Here is a 16,766-nt window from a genome sequence, read left to right on the forward strand (position 1 = left end):
TGCTAGAAGTGGGCAACACAAACCGGTTTTATTGAGCATATCAACCGGTGTCAACACCTGTAGGCGCTGGCCAACATTGCCCGCCGTTCCGGTTTGCTCTGACCGGTTCTACCGGTTTGGTCTGCTCACCTTGCTGGTGATTTTGCTCACTTTGAATAAAAAAGGACACCGGGTTATGGGTGTCCTTGTATTCAACATACAGCGGCAAGAGCTCTATACCTGACGCCAAAATTCGACGTTATGTATCTAAAGCAATTTGATCCCAATTATTTTCTTTTGCAATCAACCACTCCATGGCCCGCCGCCTTTCCTCTACCGCAGCAAACTTTATATTTTTCAGTTTGCTCTCATCATCCCATATTTCAGGGTGCCTGATGGCTGCATTTAGACAATAATAAAAGTCCAACGCCAAGAGTAACTCATCGTTTTCTCGGTATGAAAATGATTCAATCAACTCATCAAATGATATTTCAGGTGGAAGCTTTGAAAACATTTCATCGAGTTCAGATTCAACATCCAGATGTGGTAGATCCTCCGCAAGACCAACAAACCAGCATAAAACATAAATAGATTCTTGTTTCCAAGAACAGACATTTATATCTTCCTGAGATAATTGCTCTTTCTGTAAAATATTCATTTCATCTTTACTAAGAAAGCTAAGAAATTCATTTTCCTCAAGCCAATTCCATAACAAATCTGGATCGGCATCCCGAGCCAATCCTAACATCACATATAGACCTACAATCCTTCTTGCTATGTCTTCTGAGTTTTTCTCTAGACAGCCACTAATTAATGGAAGATGTGGGTGTAATGGTATTCCATGTTTAATAAGTTTTTCTTTGGTCTTTAATCGAATTAAATTTGAATTTTTCATTTAATATTCTTCAATTATTATTTTTCATCTAATTTCTTCAATCGATTACTTTCTATCTTGCTAGAAACCCTTACAGTTCCCGTGACTTTTTGCTTATGAAACTTGGCATAGCCACCTTTACTTTCTGTTCTGGTCTTCGCAGCATGATTTTCTTTAGTTCTCAAGTCCAATTTTTTGGGGTCTTTGCTATTATGATCCCATTCAGTATTTCGAGGGTTTCTTCGCCCTCCACCTGAGGTACTGGTTCGTTCGTAGACATCATCACCGTGCTTAGCTTCTTGCTCTTTTCTGAACTCAGGATCATTTTTCATCTTTTCATGATACTGCTTATTCCCAGCATATGAGTGACCAGACCTGCTTTTAGCCTTAGTCTCACTCAAATCTGCGGTAAATCCACCATCCGGCTCTGGATGTTTTTTAGAAACTACATTTTGCGATCCTATGTCAGGTCCTTCACCTTTCATCGCTTTGGATGCGCCATTATTTTTGACTGCATCAATTCCATCATCTAAAGCTCTAGCAACTTTCGATGAACCAGCTGGCACAAAGGGCGTTACCGCAGCAATAGAATCAGCAGCTAAATCGGTTAACCCTTCGGACACAATCACAGGATTGTTTGTAGCATATCCATAAGTCACCTTACCTACATCATAGATAATGCTAACAACATCCCAAGCTGTTTCCCACACATAACCCGTTGGATCTGTCCCAGACAATGGATTGTTCATTCCATAGCTGTACGGGTTCAGACTCTGTGAGTTACCAGGACTCTGAATCACAGGATCAACACTCAAGAACCGCCCCAAATTGTAATCATACCCCCGTCCGTTCATATGAATTAATCGGATGGCATTTTTAGGCTAACTTATTAAAGAGCAAAGAAAAATTCCCGAACGGGACTTTTACAGTATCATTTCAAATTGACGTAGTTTGGATACCAGTGTTGGCAGCTTCTGGCGTTGCAACGAGTCCAGGTATTCTTCTGCTGTCATGGGTGGGTTCTTCAGCGAGTTTCTTTGGCGTTGTGCAGCCAAAATTGCTCTGCTCGGGTCGAGTTCAAACATATCAGCCAGAAATACATCCGGGTGAATGGCCGTCAGACCAAGAGGAGCAAGGCTCTGTTGCGGAAAATCTTTAAGATTAAAGGTAATAATGCCCTCAGCCTGTCCCTTGATTGCCGCTGCAACCACATGCCGGTCGTCATCGTCAGGTAACTCAATACCGTTTACAAACTGCTGGTAACCTTCAACAACACAATCCGGCGCATGCCTGTTCATCAGCTCGCGGGTTTTCTGTAATTTTTCAGCCGGCAGACCCGGTTGCTTCTTTAATAAGTTTCGTATCTATTCATCGTGGATTTGCTCTGTCCATCTGGCCCGGTAAAGCCCAGTTTGCGCAAGATACAATAAGTAACTGCGCAACGGCGCTGGATACATCACACATGCATCCAGGATCACTGTATAGGTTGCCATTTAATATCCCAAATTCAGCTCCTGATCGAGTGCGGACAGTTCATCCAGAGTCGCCAGGCGTTTTGCATCAATTTCCTGCTTGAATTTCATGACATCGACAAACGCAACCTTACGACGATTGCCTGTTCTGGTATGAGCAAGCTCTCCGGAATCCAGCAATTTAATAAAGGTGGGACGAGACATATTGAGCATGTCTGCAGCCTCTTGCGTGGTCAATTCAGCATGAATGGGAGTGATGCTTACACTGTTACCCTGACCGAGCTGAGTCAGCACCTCGATCATTAATTTAACTGCACTGGCAGGAAGTTTTACTGAATGATTTTCACCATCCTTTCCTACCACATTAAAATTTTGTACATCCCCATTCGCTTCAAGTACAGCGGAAAGCTCTTGGCTGCTTAACTTTGCCAGTGCGATTTCTTCAGCACTTGGCAATGATTGTACACTTAGCATTTTAGTCATCTCTGTTTGTTTGTTTTTAAAGTGTTTGATTGCTCTGTTCGTTTGTAAAGTGGCTATAAAGCCTAAAAGGATTATCCGCAATATTCGAAACAACATCAAGCTTTTCGCAATATTCGAAAGAAGAGGATCCCTGAACCTGTTTTGTTATCGATGAGCGGCCGCGTGAGTCCTGTTATACACTTCACGCAGTTTTACCATGCTGACATGCACATAAATTTGCGTAGTGGATAGATCCGCATGCTACGCATTTACTGGAAGCAGGTATTGATATCAGAACGGTACAAGAGCAACTAGGCCATAGCGATGTGAAAACCACACAAATTTATACCCATGTCTTAAACAGGGGTGGCAATGCAGTGAAAAGTCCATTGTCTTTGTAGTTGTATGGAGGGAGGCCTGTAGGGGTCGTGGCTTGTCCCGACCCGTCAATGGGCTCCGCGGTTTCGTGTAGACGGGCGGGTGTAGGGGTCGTGGCTTGTCCCGACCCGTCAATTGGCTCCGCGGTTTCGTGTAGACGGGCGGGTGTAGGGGTCGTGGCTTGTCCCGACCCGTCAATGGGCTCCGCGGTTTCGTGTAGACGGGCGGGTGTAGGGGTCGTGGCTTGTCCCGACCCGTCAATGGGCTCCGCGGTTTCGTGTAGACGGGCGGGTGCAAGACCCGCCCCTACCTATTACCTTACTATTTCCATTTCCGCCAACAAATTATCAGCGTTATCAACGTAGTGCATCATCCACAACACATAGCGGATATCGACGTGAATGGCTCGGGTAATTTCCGGGTTGAAGTACCAGTCTTTGGTGATCGATTCATAAGTCGAGTCGAAGTTTAAGCCGACTAATTCGCCTTTGCCGTTCATTACGGCTGAGCCTGAGTTACCACCTGTAGTATCGGCGCTGGATAAGAAGTTGACCGGCACTGAGTTAAAGGCTTTTACTTCAGGTTTTGGGCAACTGAAAATGCCACAGAACCATGGCTCTTTGCTTTGGGCTGCCAGGTCGGCGTAAAAGTAGCCAGCAGTTTTACCTGCCTGATAGGCATCCACCAGCTTTTGTGGTGCGTTAAAAGGGTAATCAGCCTGGCGTTTGGCGATTAAGCCCTTCACTGAAGTAAATGGTGTTTTATACACACCGTCTTTGGCCGGATAACCATCGACAGAGCCATAAGTGATACGCAGCGTGCTGTTCGCATCAGGGTAGACTGGTTTTCCCTGAGCTTTGTTGTAGGCAATAATGGCCTGCATATAAGCTGGGCGCACTTGCGACAACTGGCCTTTTAACTCTTTATCCTGAGCTTCTAAAGCCAGGTTTTTGTCAGAAATAGCCACGGCTATACGAATAAATGGATCTGAGCTTTGCGCAAAATCGGCAGGTGTTTTGCCCAGCCAGGCTTTACGGCCATCAGTACTGGTTAAGCTACTTTGTGGGTAAAACGCTGTCAGTTTTTCTGCTACCTGTGCTTGTGTCATACCAGCCGTTAAACCTAAAGCGGCATCTAATTCGGCTACACGCACTGCATCAGGCTGAGCTAAATACTCTGCTAACTGTTCTGACCAAATGGCGATATCCATAGTTGGGTGGAAGCTTTTTTCCATCCGGGCTAAACGGCCTTCGATCATTTTTAAGTCACGTTGCTGAAAGCCCATTTCCCGCTCTGCATCCGGCTTTTGGTTTTCCTGCGCTAAGCGGTACAGCAACATAGCAGCTTGTAATAAATCGCTGCGTTTGGCGGCTTCAAAGTAATAGGTTTGCTGGGTAAAAGCCTGTTCGGCGTCTATTACCTGCTTTAATGCATCAATGCTTTGTTGGTACGGAGCGCGAGCTGCATCGGCTTTGATCCAGTCCAGCAAGGCTTTTTCCTGAGTCTCTTTAATGGCCTGTATATCTGTTACTTTAAAACCGTCCAATAAGCCCTGCAGTTTTTTCATGCGGTTATTGTGGCCTTTGACGGTAGAGGCGTATTTCACTTTTAGATCGCCGTCAGCCGCACCTAAGCTGTCTATGGTGTTGATCATTTGCTGATAGGTTTTAACCATAGCTGGATATTGCCAGTCGGCAGCAAAAGAGATTTCATCAGCTAAACGGTAGCGGCTGGTTTGGCCAGGGTAACCTGCCAATAAAATACCATCGCCCTGACGTACACCACTGGCATTTACTTTTAAGAAGTTTTTGCTGCTGTAAGGCACGTTATCCACTGAATAAGGCGCTGGTTTGCCGTCTTTGCCAACATAACCGCGGATAAAGGTGTAATCGCCTGTATGGCGTGGGTATTCGAAGTTGTCGATATCACCACCGTAGTTGCCGACCGATTCTGACGGTGCATACACCAATCGCACATCCTGCAGCATCAGCTGTTTAATCTGGAAATACTCCATACCATGGTGAAAACTCACCACAGAGCAGCGGTAGTTTGCATCGCTTTCGCAGTCTTTAATCAGCGCTTTGCGGTTGGCTTCTATCGCTTCATAACGTGCCTTACCCGATAAATCTGCAGCCAGAGATCCAGTAATTTGTGCAGTCACGTCCGTTACAGCTTCAGTGATATACAAACGTTCCTGTGGCCCTGCCGGTAACTCTTCAGCCATAGTTTTGGCTAAAAAGCCTTTATCAATCAGGTTATTGTCTTTGGTCGAGTTATTCTGTATCGCGTTGTATGCACAGTGGTGGTTGGTCACTACCAGGCCTTTGGGCGACACAAAAGAGGCTGAGCAATAACCCAAGCTTACAATAGCGTTCATCGGGTACTGGCTTAAATCGGCCAGCTGTTTACCTGGTATTTCAATGCCTTTGGCTGTTAATTCATTTTGTAATTCAGCAAGTTGATGTGGCTGCCATTGGCCTTCGTCGGCTTGACTGGCAAAACTGGTGGCAAGCGCTAATGCGCTTAGCAGATAGACAGATTTCATAGGATCCCTTGGTTGTCGTTTTTATAATGCAAAAGTTCGTCGCAAATTATCCATGTTAAGCGCTCTGGTGCAACCCTGTTTAGTTCAGCGTGGGAAATTTAAGCCCAGTTGCAGACAAGATTCTTTTCTCTGACCAATTGAGCAAAAAGCGGCCTCATGCTAACAATAGCGACACAAAAACAACAAGATGGACAAAAACTTATGCAAGCATGGAATGAGCGTTTTCCCCGTTTAGCGCAGCTGCATTTTGCGCAGTGGTGTTATTTACTGGCTACTGTGTTTTTTCTGCTGTTTTTGCTACTGGGTGCAGACAACGAAGTTTTCGCACAAATTGCAGCTATTTTATTGCTGCTCGCCACAGCCAAAGAGATGTGGCAACGCTTTGCGATTTGGTGGCATAGCTTGTTGGGCAAAGCCTGTATTCTGACCTTTTATGCCATAGTGCTGAATTTCTCTTTTGCCTATGCCGAATCTATTGTCAACGGCGTGTTAGGCATAAGGCCCAATGTGGTGCCTTACAGTGTGAACTTAGCCGCGCTGTTACTGGCCCCTGCCTGGACCTTAATCGGCAGTATGCTGACTCTACAGTTTTACTCCATGCTGCATCTGTTTAAAGTCATGTTGCTGCTGATGCTAAGGCCTTTTGGTGTGTCATCTAAACACCTGCTGGATGACGAAGTATTTCCGGTCTGGACTTTAACAGCCCGTATTGTTTATCTGCCTGTAGTGACTGTAATTTTAGTCCTCATCTTATTTAGCTACTTCAGTGGTCATCCGGAGCAATTGTTGAATTGGAGTAACACCGGGCAACTACAACAACAGCAAAACAGCCCTGAAGCTGTGCAAAAACAAGTGACAGAAATAAAAAAACTGGAAGAAGAATTGAAGCGGCAGCAACCAAAAGGCCCTCACAGCAAAGTCCCAGAGTTTCAGGTATTTATCGATGATGGTTATCTAATGAGCAATAGTGGTTTTAAACTGCCCACTATGTTGTGGCTAAATAAACTGGTGGCATCCTTTAACTACCATATCGAAAGTATGGGTGCGTCCAGCTGTAAACTGACCCCACCTGAACATCTGGTGCATATTAACGACTACGAAGTACTGGTGATCACACCTGACGCTACCCAGCCTCTGGGTTATAGCTACAAAGTGCGGGTCTGTGACTCGCCGGCTTTCCCTGCAGGAGTGACAGGCCGGGCTTTACTTGCTCCTGCAGCACCTGAAACAGGAGCAGAGCAAAGATAAGCAGAAACACAAAGGCCGGATCTAAACCCGGCCTTTATTGTTCGTCAGCTTACAATCATCAATCGTTTTGCGCCTGACGGATTTGTTTATTCAGCAGTGGCGTTAAAGCAAACATAAAGATGGCGCAGCCCACACCTACCCAACCCAGGATAGAAAACACATCGGCATAAATAGCTAAAGCAGTGCCTGTGTCTGTACCTGCAGGCATCGAAGCTAAGGTACCAAAACGACCTGCTAGCATTTCACCAAAGGCAGAAGCTAAAAACCAGACGCCCATCATTAAGCTAACCACACGGCTGACCGACAAGGTGGTAACGGCTGATAAACCTATAGGGGATAACACCATCTCACCAATTTCCAGCACCAGATAAGCCAGAATAAACCACCAGAAACCCGCTAAACCATTGGCTTCTGGGTTTAGCGCCGCATATTGCAACACAAAGTGCGCCAGGCCTGCGAATAACAAACCAAAACCAAATTTAGCAGGGGCAGACGGGTTCCAGCCTTTTTTATCCAGCACAGGCCAAAGCCAGGCAAAAGGAATAGCTAAAGCAAAAATAAACAAAGCACCCACAGAAGTTAATTGTGAAGCGTTTGGCGTAAAGTCGCTGACCAGCAGGTTGAAGGTGTAGCTGTTCATGACGCGGTCGGAAAACGCCAGCCAGGTGCCGTAGGTTTGTTCGTACAAACCCCAGAACACAGCGGAGATACCAATCAGCACCATCAGCACTATCATATTGGCGCGTTCTACTTTGCTGCACTCAACAAAAATAAACTTAAACCACCAAATCAGCAGCGCTATGGTCATCAGAATAGCCACTACTTCTGTCGCGGTAATTTCAGTGCCTTCCGCCAGACCTAAAATGGCAGCCAAAGCGCCAAAGTCAAAACGGGTTTGCAGAATTTGCTGCACCACAACAACACCAAGCAAAGCACCGAGATAAATCAGTGTTTCGCGGCGAATGCCAAAACGTTTTTCTTCCAAAAGCTCCGGACGACCAGGTTCGGCCTGACCTTGTAAATGTTTGGTTTGAGTGACAAACACCAGCCAACCTAAAATCAGGCCTATACCGGCAGAACCAAAACCATATTCCCAGCCATATTCAATACCGACCCAGCCGACAAACAAGCTGGAAATAAAGGCGCCCATATTGATGCCCATATAAAACACGGTAAAAGCTGAGTCGCGGCGTGGGTCGTTATCTTCATATAAGCGCCCTACTATGGTAGAAATGTTTGGCTTTAAAAAACCTACGCCTACAGCCACCAATGCCAGCGACAAATACATAATTTGCACTGCAACGTTATCAAACCCCATCTCTGGTGTAGCCGCATGACCACGATAGGCCATACCCAACATGCCCACAGCCATTAAAGCGCCACCAAAGGTCACAGCTTTGCGCATTCCCAGGTATTTATCCGCCAGCAAACCACCCACTACAGGCAGGGCATAAGCTAAACCAGCGTAAGTACCAAGCAGAATATAACCGTCGTCATCCGAAAATAAATGGTGTTTGGTCAGGTATAAAAACAACAGGGCTTTTAAGCCGTAGAAAGCAAAACGTTCCCACATTTCTGTGAAAAAGCAGACATAAAGGCCAACAGGATGGCCCAACAGCTGTCGCTGTACAGGAAGAGTTGTAGTAGTCATAGGGATCCGCGAATACTTTAGTTATTATCCCCTTCTTACTTGAAGCTGCAGCTTTGTTGACTTCCTGCCCTCGCCCCTGCCACATAGCTGAACTATGCTCCTGGGGTCTCATGCACTTGTCGCCGCGCTGCAACTCCAATTAATTTGGGTATTAGTCTTAGAGTCTTAAAACCGCACTATTAAAGCCGTTGCATGGTGACTCAGCAAGCTTTTCCTGCCTGCTATTGGGCAAAGCCAGCGGTGAAATTCACTACTAAATGGTGGTTTTCACTGTTCACTATCAAAGCTTAAAGCCTATCCTACTGATTTATATCAAAATTAAAACTGGCCCTGATCTTGTAACCCTTTTGGCATAAGTGAAAAAAGGAGAACGACCATGAGTGCTTTAAGGCTGATATTTAATATTTTCTGGTTTGTGATGGGTGGCTTTTTAATGGGGCTGGCCTGGTGGTGTATAGGTTTACTGTGTTTTTTAAGTATTGTGTTTATTCCTTTTGGTCGCGCCTGTTTTGTTATTGGTGAAATGGCGTTTTGGCCTTTTGGCAACGAACATGTCAATCGCGAGCGCTTAAACCGCATTTCCGATATAGGCACTGGCCCTTTGGGTTTTATAGGTAATGTCATTTGGTTTGTATTTGCCGGGTTTTGGCTGGCGTTGGGCCATTTGGTGCATGCCGTGGCTTGTTTTATCACCATCATCGGCATTCCATTTGGCTTAGCCCACTTAAAACTTGCAACTTTAAGCTTGGCTCCTATAGGCAGGACAGTGGTCAACAAAGCCTATTAAGCTGATTGAGCAGTAAGAGTCATTGAGTTGGCTCTTACTGCTGTTTTTGCTCTTGTTCCTTTTGCACCAACCAGGCTTTTTGCTGAGCTCGGTAATAATCCCAGACACAAGGGCAACAGCTGCCGCTGCCACAACAATCGCTGCTTTCTGGGGCGACCGGCTCTTCGGTGGGGATACGCAGCCGAATACCGTCAATAGTGGTAAACATAAAAAACTCCGGCAAAAAAGACGGCGGCATTGTAGCATTGTCTGCCGAAAAACCATGATAGATCTGCTGCTATGTCCCAACAGACTGCCTCTAAACAACAAAAAATCTGGCAAACCGTGTTACAAATTCCGGCCGGAAAAATTGCCAGTTATGGTCAGATCGCCGATTTAGCAGGTTTACCTGGCCGCGCTCGCTTAGTCGGAAAAACACTGGGTTTAGCACCGGATGAACTGCACTTACCCTGGTACAGAGTCATGCGTTCTGGCGGTCAGCTGGCTTTTGCGGCTGGCACCCCTCAAGCCTTAGAGCAACAACAGCTGCTGCTGGCCGAAGGGGTGATAGTGCGTAATGGCCGCGTGGCCAAAGAATTCTGGTGGCAACCGGATTTGGCAGAACTGTTATTTAAACTGCAGTACTAGCAGTCTATGACTAGGAGCCAGCATTTTAAGAATGCTTTAACGGCCAGACAACTTCATTTAATGAGAGGCTAATTCCTGAAAAAACGCTGGGTTTGCCTGAATAGTAGCTAATACCTTTGCAGCTAATCCAGTTGGGTTCCGTCGTTTTGCCTCCCAACTTTTGATCGTTTCAATGCTGGTTCCAAGCGCCTTTGCCATTTCGCGCTGGGAAACATTCAGTTGCTCCCTGATCGCTTTAACATCAGCGATCTCATAGCGGGTAATACGTTCAGCAGCTTTAACACCATTCTTTATATCAACTGCTTCTTCCAAAGAGGCTTTTAACTCATCAAAAAAACTCATGTCGCACCTCATCTTTAAGTAGTTTGGTCAGTTTCTTCAGTTCTGCTTTTTCTGCATCAGTCAGATTGTCTTTGGTGTTTTTTGGGTAGGCCATCACAAGATAAATCACCTCCTCTGTCGCAAGAAAATAAATGACTCTGGCGCCGCCGCTTTTCCCTTGCAAGCCTGTCGCCATCCTTATTTTCCTTAGACCACCTGTTTTCTGTATCAAATCACCTTTATCCGGAAACTCAATGAGTTCTTTCTGAAGCTCTTTCAATTCATCATCAGTTGCAAGCAGCTTGATCTGTCGGGTAAAGATTGGAGTTTCAATAAATTCTATTGCATGGCTCATTGCAACATTCTTGATGAATAGCTACATAATATTCTATATAGCGTACTATGTACACCAGTCAAGTTTTTGCTGCTCAACCCATTGTTAAAACACATGGTGAGCAAAAACAGACAGCACAGCGATGCTATCCGGATAAGCTAAACCTACCCAGTAGTACAGTATTTTGTTGACGCTGATACCAGTCGTTGCCGACCAGTTCCAGCTCTTCAATCAGGCAAGTACCAAAATCCACTGAAGTTAAAGCTTTGATTTTCTGCAGGAATAGCTCGGGATTTGTAGGCTGTTGGCTAAAACGTAACACCGTCATATGAGCCGTTTGGATGGTATAACGCTGGTCAATCGAATGCTGCAAAGTCGATTGACCAAAGGCAGAGCGCAGTTTTTCTCTTAACTGATTTAATTGCTGATCTTCAAAAAAGCCCTGCACCAGCACACAAGAAGGCGATGCGGTGATCCCCTGAAAATGCAGACGAAATGGGCCTGTGTTTTTAATTGCTTGTTGTACCAATTCCACATAAGCCGCTGTATCTATTTGCGATAAGGTAAAGCCTGCATAACAGGAAATCAGTGATAAGACCGTCAGATGTAAATCTGCCGTCGGATAATAATACTGTGCAGGTTCCAGCTGCATCAGCTCTGCGAGATTATGCTGGATTTGCTGTTTCACCTGCTCTGAAGGACGTGCCAACAAAGTGACGCCATAGCGGCGGTCCTCTATAGCAGTTAGCAGAGGGTCAGTGTCAAACTGCTGTTGTTCAAACTTCAGTAAAGACTGCTGCCATAAGGCTTGATAGTGTTGTTGCAGTTGCTGCTGCACTTGCTGCTTAGCCATCATCAGTTGATTAAGTAAAAGCTTTGGAGCGCAACAACCAGCGCAGTGGTAACTGCGACACCAGCATGCCCAACAACATCAGGCCACAGCCAAACAGCGCCCTGTTGCTAAGTTCTTCGCCCAACATCAATACCCCACCTAGAGCGGCAAACACAGTTTCTAAACTTAAGATAATGGCAGCGTGCGCCGGATGGGCATGTTTTTGTGCCATCACCTGCAAAGTGTAAGCAATACCGACAGAGACTACACCAGCATAAAGCACCGACTTCCAGGCTAATAACGCATTGGTGACTGTTGGCGTTTCTATGCTAAAAGCCACCACCATACTCAAAGTGCCACAGACCACAAACTGCAGACAGGCCAATAAAATAGGTGGCACTTTTTTGCTGTAGTGATCAATAGTCAGTAAATGTGCTGCCCAGAAAAAGGCGCCGATAAGCTGCAATAAGTCGCCAAAATTCACCGAAAAGTTGTCACCAACACTCAATATATACAAACCAGCCACGGCAATAGCGCAGCCCAGCCAGATATTGCCGCTGATTTTATGCCGGAGGAATATCCCCAACAGTGGCACCAGCACTATATAAAGCCCGGTAATAAAACCAGCGTTGGCGGCTGTGGTGTACAAAAGCCCAACTTGCTGCAGCGATGCGGCGATAAACAGCAAAACCCCGACTGGAACTGCGCCCCACAACAGCAGTTTCCAGTCCAGAGGCTGTAATTTGCCCTGGCGCTGATACCACCAAATCAAAGGCAATAAACTTAAAGCACCAATAAAAAACCGGATGCCGTTAAAGGAATAAGGCCCTAAATGCTCCATACCCAAACGCTGAGCAACAAATCCTAAACCCCAGATTGCAGCGGCCAGCAATAACATCAGATTGGCTTGCATGGTGGACTCCCTGTAAAAAGCTTATTGAAACTTTGAGCTGTAAAAGGCCGGATTAAAACGTGTCGCCATCGCCATTAACAGCACAGCTATAGCGGCTAATACTAACCAACTGATGCTAAAGCTTTGGCTAAAGTCACGGATAAAACCAGCTATTAAAGGCGAAAAAGCCGCCAGCGTGTAGCCTATGCCCTGCACAAAAGCGGTCAGGCTGGCCGCTGAGGACGGCTGATGCTGATGATCCATAGAAACTATTAAGGATAAAGGAAATAAACCGCCTATACCTAAACCTAACAGTGACGCCCAGACTAAACCCAAGGCAGGTGCTGCGACTAAACCGCTAAAACCTGTAGCCATCAGCACCAATAACACCAGAATCACAGCACGACGGTCGGCTTTGCGGCTGGCCAGCCAGGGGCTGACAAAACCAGACAGCACTTCCATACACAGCAATAAGCCAAGCAGCAAACCACTTTTTTGTTCGCTCCAGCCTTGCTCCACATAATAAGCAGGCAACCAGGCCAGCACACAGGTAAAAGCGCAGGTCACCAGCCCAAAAAACATGGCTAAGGTCCAGGCGCGGCCGTATTTGGCAAAACTCAGTGGTTTTTGTGGCGACTGCACCACAGGCAAATTTTGAATAGCGTGTTTTTGCGAACGCCACAAGACTAAAGCCACGACAGACAAGATCACCCAGCCGGATAACGCCACCCGCCAGCTCTGAGCCCAGTCGGCCCAAAAGGCGGCTAAAGATGCAGTTAAAGCAGCACCAGCAATAATGGCCGAGATATACCAGCCCATCACTAAAGGCGCTTTGGCGCTGAACTTTTGTTTAATCACCCCAGGCACCACAGCCTGCACCATGGCAATGCCCAAACCTGCCACTATGGCGCTTAAGGTTAAATCTAACGCACCTGCAGCCCAATAGCGCTGTGCAGTGGCCGCAGCTATAGCAACAGATGCCCAGAAAATTACCTGATAAGAGCCAAACCACAGCGCCAGTTGATGGGCAAAAAAGATACCTAAGCCCATAGCTAATACGGGCAACATGGTCAGTAGCGAAGCCTGAGTAAAAGACAGTTGTAGTTCAGGTTGCATCAAAGGCAATAAAGGCCCGATAGAGGCCATAGAAGGCCTTAAGGTGAAGGCAATCAGCACCACACTCAGGATCAGCATCCAGGTTTTAGTGGTAAATTTTGTGGTTTCAGTCATATCCATACCCAAATGATGCAGCGCTGGAGAACGCAGAAAAGCCGCGCAGATTAACATAATTCTCAGCTGCTGAGCCATCGGATAAGCAAGTGCAGCCATTCAGGCACCATCCGCTTTTGCATCAAACATTGGTGCTTTTCAAAAGCCCAGTAGTGGCAAATCTGCTGATTGCCATTAGAGTGATAGCAAGAGTTTAGAAAAGGTAGCCGGATGATGTGTGGACGTCTGAATGTCATAGATAGCCCTGAAGTAATAGACCTTTGCGGCCAACTCGGCATTTCGTTTAAAGACAAAGCGCTCAGAACGGGCCGTTTTATTCAGGCGGCCAGCACAGTGTCTGTCATTCTGGAACAATCGAATCGCCGTACCCTGCAGGATGCCACCTGGTGGCTGTTGTTAGAACAAACAGAGACTGGATTTAAACCATCGGCTTATACCAGCTTTAATACACGCTATGACAAACTCGATGTGCCACGCTCAGCAGGATATAACAGCTATAGACATCAGCGCTGCATTATTCCCGTGAAGGGCTTTGGAGAAACAGAGCAAGTAGACGGAAAAGCTGTATACCACGATTTTACCGCGGATAAGGCAATAGCCTTAGGTGGGCTATACAAGGAATGGGTTCACAAAGCTACAGGCGAAGTTGTATACAGTTGCTCAGTGATCACCCTGCCCCCTCACCCCAAGTTAATGCCCTATCACAGCAAAGCATCGCCTTTGCTACTACCGCAAAGCCACTATGCTGCCTGGCTTTCACCGGATACAGACAGTTCGCAATTGAACACTTTGTTGACCCCGAAATTATGCGTCGACCTCACTGGGGTAAAGGTAAAAAAGCCAAGCCAACCCGAGCCCATAAGCAGCGAATTCAGAATAGCTTGTGATGAGTGTTAGTTTTGTGACTATTGCTGACATTGTGCTTTGCGGTAAATGCCTATTTATCACTCCCTTTAATAGTCTAAACCACTGGGTAAATTTCCATATCACCAGCTTGAGTCAATTCAAGAACAACTAGTGAACTGCCTTTATAAATTTTGCCGGACACAAATTTACTGATTTCAGAAAATTCTGTTGAAATAGAGGTACATCAGCGCTAGTTTGGTATAAGAAAAATCAGGAAAGAAGGCGGAATAATGTTCGACTTGCGGGCGTTTTACCTTCTATTAAATTGTTAGGCATTCAGTGAAGCAGAAATGATTTTATTTAATGAAGAGATTGCAGCGACTTTAAATCAATACTTCGAAAAAGAGGATGAGTTCGTTCAGTCAATACAGCTTGCCACATGGGGCTTAAGTATTCAGTTTAATAATTTTAGTGTTTGCTGTAACGCGCGGGTATTTGCCTCAATAAAAGGCAAGGAGTATGAGTGGGATGATGCCCCTAATTCAGGGCCTTGGGGCGCTTTGTGCAGGCAGATTCCAGAGAAAGCGGTGTTAAAAAGTCCGAACGTATTAACCATCGCCTTTATAAGTGGTGACTCAATAGATATAGAAACTGAAGAAGGCCCTTACGAATCGGTAATCTTCGATTTTCCACCTCAGGGAGAAACTCTGATTATGGAAATATTTTAAATGGCAAATGCCTAACAAGCGCCTTAAACATCGCGGCCTTTGGCCGCTGGACTCGCAACAAGTTGTTCGCCGTTTAGGCGATAGTTATGCAGGTGTAGTAGATATATTGTGAATAATTCTGATAATTCACTTCCGGAAAAATCGAAAAACATGGCAGCAAATTTGGCGGTAATTGCCGCAATCTATGCTGGCTTTTCTTTTTTTAATGTCCTGTTTTTGATTGATGTCATTATCTTATTGGCGCTATGTGTCTGGCTTATAAAAAAGCCTTCTTTGCCTCCTGCAGTTATCAGTCTTTTTGTTTCTTTGGTTGCGGTTTGGTTTGCATTTCAAGATATAAATTTTGCAGGCGGATGGCATTTCGCATCAACCCTATGGTGGTGTTACTCCAGCGTAATGCTGGTTATTTATGTATTTAAATCTAAAAAAACTATTTCTCTGCGGCAGTAGTGCGCATAACAAGCAAATGTTAATCGCCCACGCTACGCATAGGCTGCGATGTAAAAAACAGCGTAAAAAAACAGGGTCAGTTTTTGCATATTGCCCCTGCCTGGTAAATGAAAAGGATACTTATACCTGCGCTGTCCTTTTTCTATCCTAAGCGCCTAAAAGCATCATGAGGGTTTGGGGCAGCGCCTCTGGTCTGTTGCTCACGCTCTGCCACCCTAAGTACCTGTCAATTCCCAGAAAAATCCCCGTTATTAAAGCACCGCACACACATCACTAAACCATTGAAAAATAATAAAATACACCACCCCACATAACAACACTGCCATGACAAGCTGCGCAAAAACTCTGACTGCCCCTTGCGATCCAAAGCGGATCTTTTATACTGTGTTTATATACAGTATTTGAGATAACTATCATGAATGCTCTGTTGCAACAGCTGCAGAACAGGCAACTGATATGGCTGGCCAATCAAACCGAAGCGCCTTATGAACATTGCCAAAGTACAGGTTTTAGCGCTTTGGATCAGCTGCTGGGCGGCGGCTGGCCACAGCATACTGTGATTGAATTACAAAGCCATGGCGCTTGTGCTGAAGTGCAATTGATCCAAAAAGCGCTGGGCCAGTCCGGATCCGATCTGCTGCAAGTTTGGATCAATCCACCGGCCAGCCTCTGTGCTGAATACCTGCTGCAGCAAAAGCGGCCTTTGCATCAAGTGTTACAACTTGATGCGCCCCGCTCTGCCGATGCGCTCTGGGCGGCAGAACTTTGTTTAAAAAGTGGCAGTTGTATGGACGTGCTGCTCTGGCAAAACCAGCTGAATTTAACCCAACTGAAGCGTTTGCAGCTGGCGGCAGCACAAGGCCAGAGCCAGTTGTATTTGTTCCGCCCAACGCAGGCCGAACAACAACTCTTGCCCTGGGCTTTAAGTTTACAACTCACCCCAGCCAGCAACGGCTTGCAGATCCGTATTCTGAAACGTAAAGGCGGCTGGCAACAGCAGGAACTGCTGCTGCCATGGGCTGAACTTTATCCGCAGTTTATCAAAACAGAACTGCAGCACAGCCAGCATTCCCGTCCGCCTTTATCCAGAGTCAGCTGAGGCGAGTGGGT

The 16,766-nt window shown here is 46.0% G+C and carries 19 protein-coding genes and 1 pseudogene; 8 read left to right on the forward strand and 12 right to left on the reverse strand.

The annotated features are described in order from the left end of the window. Positions 1-238: 238 nt before the first annotated feature. From EK374_RS14290 to EK374_RS20910, 4 genes are all read right to left on the reverse strand, one after another. Positions 239-874 (reverse strand): DUF4272 domain-containing protein, encoded by a 636-nt coding sequence (locus EK374_RS14290; RefSeq protein ID WP_127024968.1) that lies wholly within the window; start codon positions 872-874, stop codon positions 239-241. A gap of 17 nt (positions 875-891) precedes the next feature. Further along, on the reverse strand, positions 892-1,707 hold the full coding sequence (locus EK374_RS14295) for an RHS repeat-associated core domain-containing protein (RefSeq protein WP_127024971.1): 816 nt from the start codon (positions 1,705-1,707) through the stop codon (positions 892-894). Between the two features lie 69 nt (positions 1,708-1,776). Further along, a complete protein-coding gene (locus EK374_RS14300; RefSeq protein ID WP_233280261.1) occupies positions 1,777-2,151 on the reverse strand; it encodes a PIN domain-containing protein in 375 nt (124 codons plus the stop codon). Between the two features lie 195 nt (positions 2,152-2,346). Then, positions 2,347-2,904, reverse strand: coding sequence for a helix-turn-helix domain-containing protein (locus EK374_RS20910; RefSeq protein WP_233280262.1), 558 nt, complete (start codon positions 2,902-2,904; stop codon positions 2,347-2,349). Positions 2,905-3,047: 143 nt separating this feature from the next. On the opposite strand from EK374_RS20910, the pseudogene EK374_RS14315 reads away from it, so the two are divergent. After that, positions 3,048-3,188: pseudogene (locus tag EK374_RS14315) on the forward strand (tyrosine-type recombinase/integrase); the annotation flags it as partial. A 290-nt stretch (positions 3,189-3,478) separates the two neighbouring features. Here the strand turns inward: EK374_RS14315 and EK374_RS14320 are convergent. Further along, positions 3,479-5,710, reverse strand: coding sequence for a S46 family peptidase (locus EK374_RS14320; RefSeq protein ID WP_127024974.1), 2,232 nt, complete (start codon positions 5,708-5,710; stop codon positions 3,479-3,481). 201 nt (positions 5,711-5,911) lie between these two features. Between EK374_RS14320 and EK374_RS14325 the strand changes: the two genes are divergently transcribed. Then, on the forward strand, positions 5,912-6,958 hold the full coding sequence (locus EK374_RS14325; protein WP_127024977.1) for a hypothetical protein: 1,047 nt from the start codon (positions 5,912-5,914) through the stop codon (positions 6,956-6,958). Between the two features lie 58 nt (positions 6,959-7,016). On the opposite strand, the gene EK374_RS14330 is transcribed toward EK374_RS14325, so the two are convergent. Beyond that, complete coding sequence (locus EK374_RS14330) at positions 7,017-8,609, reverse strand: peptide MFS transporter (RefSeq protein WP_127024980.1); 1,593 nt, start codon at positions 8,607-8,609, stop codon at positions 7,017-7,019. 376 nt (positions 8,610-8,985) lie between these two features. On the opposite strand from EK374_RS14330, the gene EK374_RS14335 reads away from it, so the two are divergent. Continuing rightward, a complete protein-coding gene (locus EK374_RS14335; RefSeq protein ID WP_127024984.1) occupies positions 8,986-9,396 on the forward strand; it encodes a YccF domain-containing protein in 411 nt (136 codons plus the stop codon). Positions 9,397-9,430: 34 nt separating this feature from the next. Here the strand turns inward: EK374_RS14335 and EK374_RS14340 are convergent, their stop codons facing one another. Beyond that, the gene (locus tag EK374_RS14340) at positions 9,431-9,604 is read right to left on the reverse strand and encodes an oxidoreductase-like domain-containing protein (protein WP_127024987.1); all 174 of its coding nucleotides are present in this window, start codon (positions 9,602-9,604) and stop codon (positions 9,431-9,433) included. Positions 9,605-9,675: 71 nt separating this feature from the next. Here EK374_RS14340 and EK374_RS14345 point away from each other — a divergent pair, with 71 nt between their 5' ends. Beyond that, complete coding sequence (locus EK374_RS14345; protein ID WP_127024990.1) at positions 9,676-10,023, forward strand: MGMT family protein; 348 nt, start codon at positions 9,676-9,678, stop codon at positions 10,021-10,023. A gap of 57 nt (positions 10,024-10,080) precedes the next feature. Here EK374_RS14345 and nadS read toward each other — a convergent pair whose 3' ends face one another. The 5 genes from nadS to EK374_RS14370 all read right to left on the reverse strand — a co-directional run bounded on the left by nadS (position 10,081) and on the right by EK374_RS14370 (position 13,731). Then, complete coding sequence (gene nadS / locus EK374_RS14350; RefSeq protein WP_127024993.1) at positions 10,081-10,365, reverse strand: NadS family protein; 285 nt, start codon at positions 10,363-10,365, stop codon at positions 10,081-10,083. Beyond that, positions 10,352-10,699: a type II toxin-antitoxin system RelE/ParE family toxin gene (locus EK374_RS14355; protein ID WP_127024996.1), complete on the reverse strand. Its 348-nt coding sequence runs from the start codon at positions 10,697-10,699 to the stop codon at positions 10,352-10,354. Before EK374_RS14355 ends, nadS begins: the two co-directional genes overlap by 14 nt. Before the next feature lie 124 nt (positions 10,700-10,823). Further along, positions 10,824-11,531: a 2'-5' RNA ligase family protein gene (locus EK374_RS14360; protein ID WP_127025000.1), complete on the reverse strand. Its 708-nt coding sequence runs from the start codon at positions 11,529-11,531 to the stop codon at positions 10,824-10,826. Positions 11,532-11,541: 10 nt separating this feature from the next. Beyond that, complete coding sequence (locus tag EK374_RS14365) at positions 11,542-12,423, reverse strand: DMT family transporter (protein WP_127025003.1); 882 nt, start codon at positions 12,421-12,423, stop codon at positions 11,542-11,544. Positions 12,424-12,444: 21 nt separating this feature from the next. Next, positions 12,445-13,731: an MFS transporter gene (locus EK374_RS14370; RefSeq protein WP_233280263.1), complete on the reverse strand. Its 1,287-nt coding sequence runs from the start codon at positions 13,729-13,731 to the stop codon at positions 12,445-12,447. 111 nt (positions 13,732-13,842) lie between these two features. Between EK374_RS14370 and EK374_RS14375 the strand changes: the two genes are divergently transcribed. From EK374_RS14375 to imuA, 4 genes are all read left to right on the forward strand, one after another. After that, positions 13,843-14,529, forward strand: coding sequence for an SOS response-associated peptidase family protein (locus EK374_RS14375; protein WP_233280264.1), 687 nt, complete (start codon positions 13,843-13,845; stop codon positions 14,527-14,529). A 299-nt stretch (positions 14,530-14,828) separates the two neighbouring features. Then, positions 14,829-15,206 (forward strand): hypothetical protein, encoded by a 378-nt coding sequence (locus EK374_RS14380; protein WP_127025006.1) that lies wholly within the window; start codon positions 14,829-14,831, stop codon positions 15,204-15,206. A gap of 108 nt (positions 15,207-15,314) precedes the next feature. Next, a complete protein-coding gene (locus tag EK374_RS14385) occupies positions 15,315-15,656 on the forward strand; it encodes a hypothetical protein (RefSeq protein WP_127025009.1) in 342 nt (113 codons plus the stop codon). Between the two features lie 415 nt (positions 15,657-16,071). Further along, positions 16,072-16,755 (forward strand): translesion DNA synthesis-associated protein ImuA, encoded by a 684-nt coding sequence (imuA, locus tag EK374_RS14390; protein ID WP_127025012.1) that lies wholly within the window; start codon positions 16,072-16,074, stop codon positions 16,753-16,755. Positions 16,756-16,766: the final 11 nt, after the last annotated feature.

The organism is Rheinheimera mangrovi (assembly GCF_003990335.1).
Classification (GTDB): domain Bacteria; phylum Pseudomonadota; class Gammaproteobacteria; order Enterobacterales; family Alteromonadaceae; genus Pararheinheimera; species Pararheinheimera mangrovi.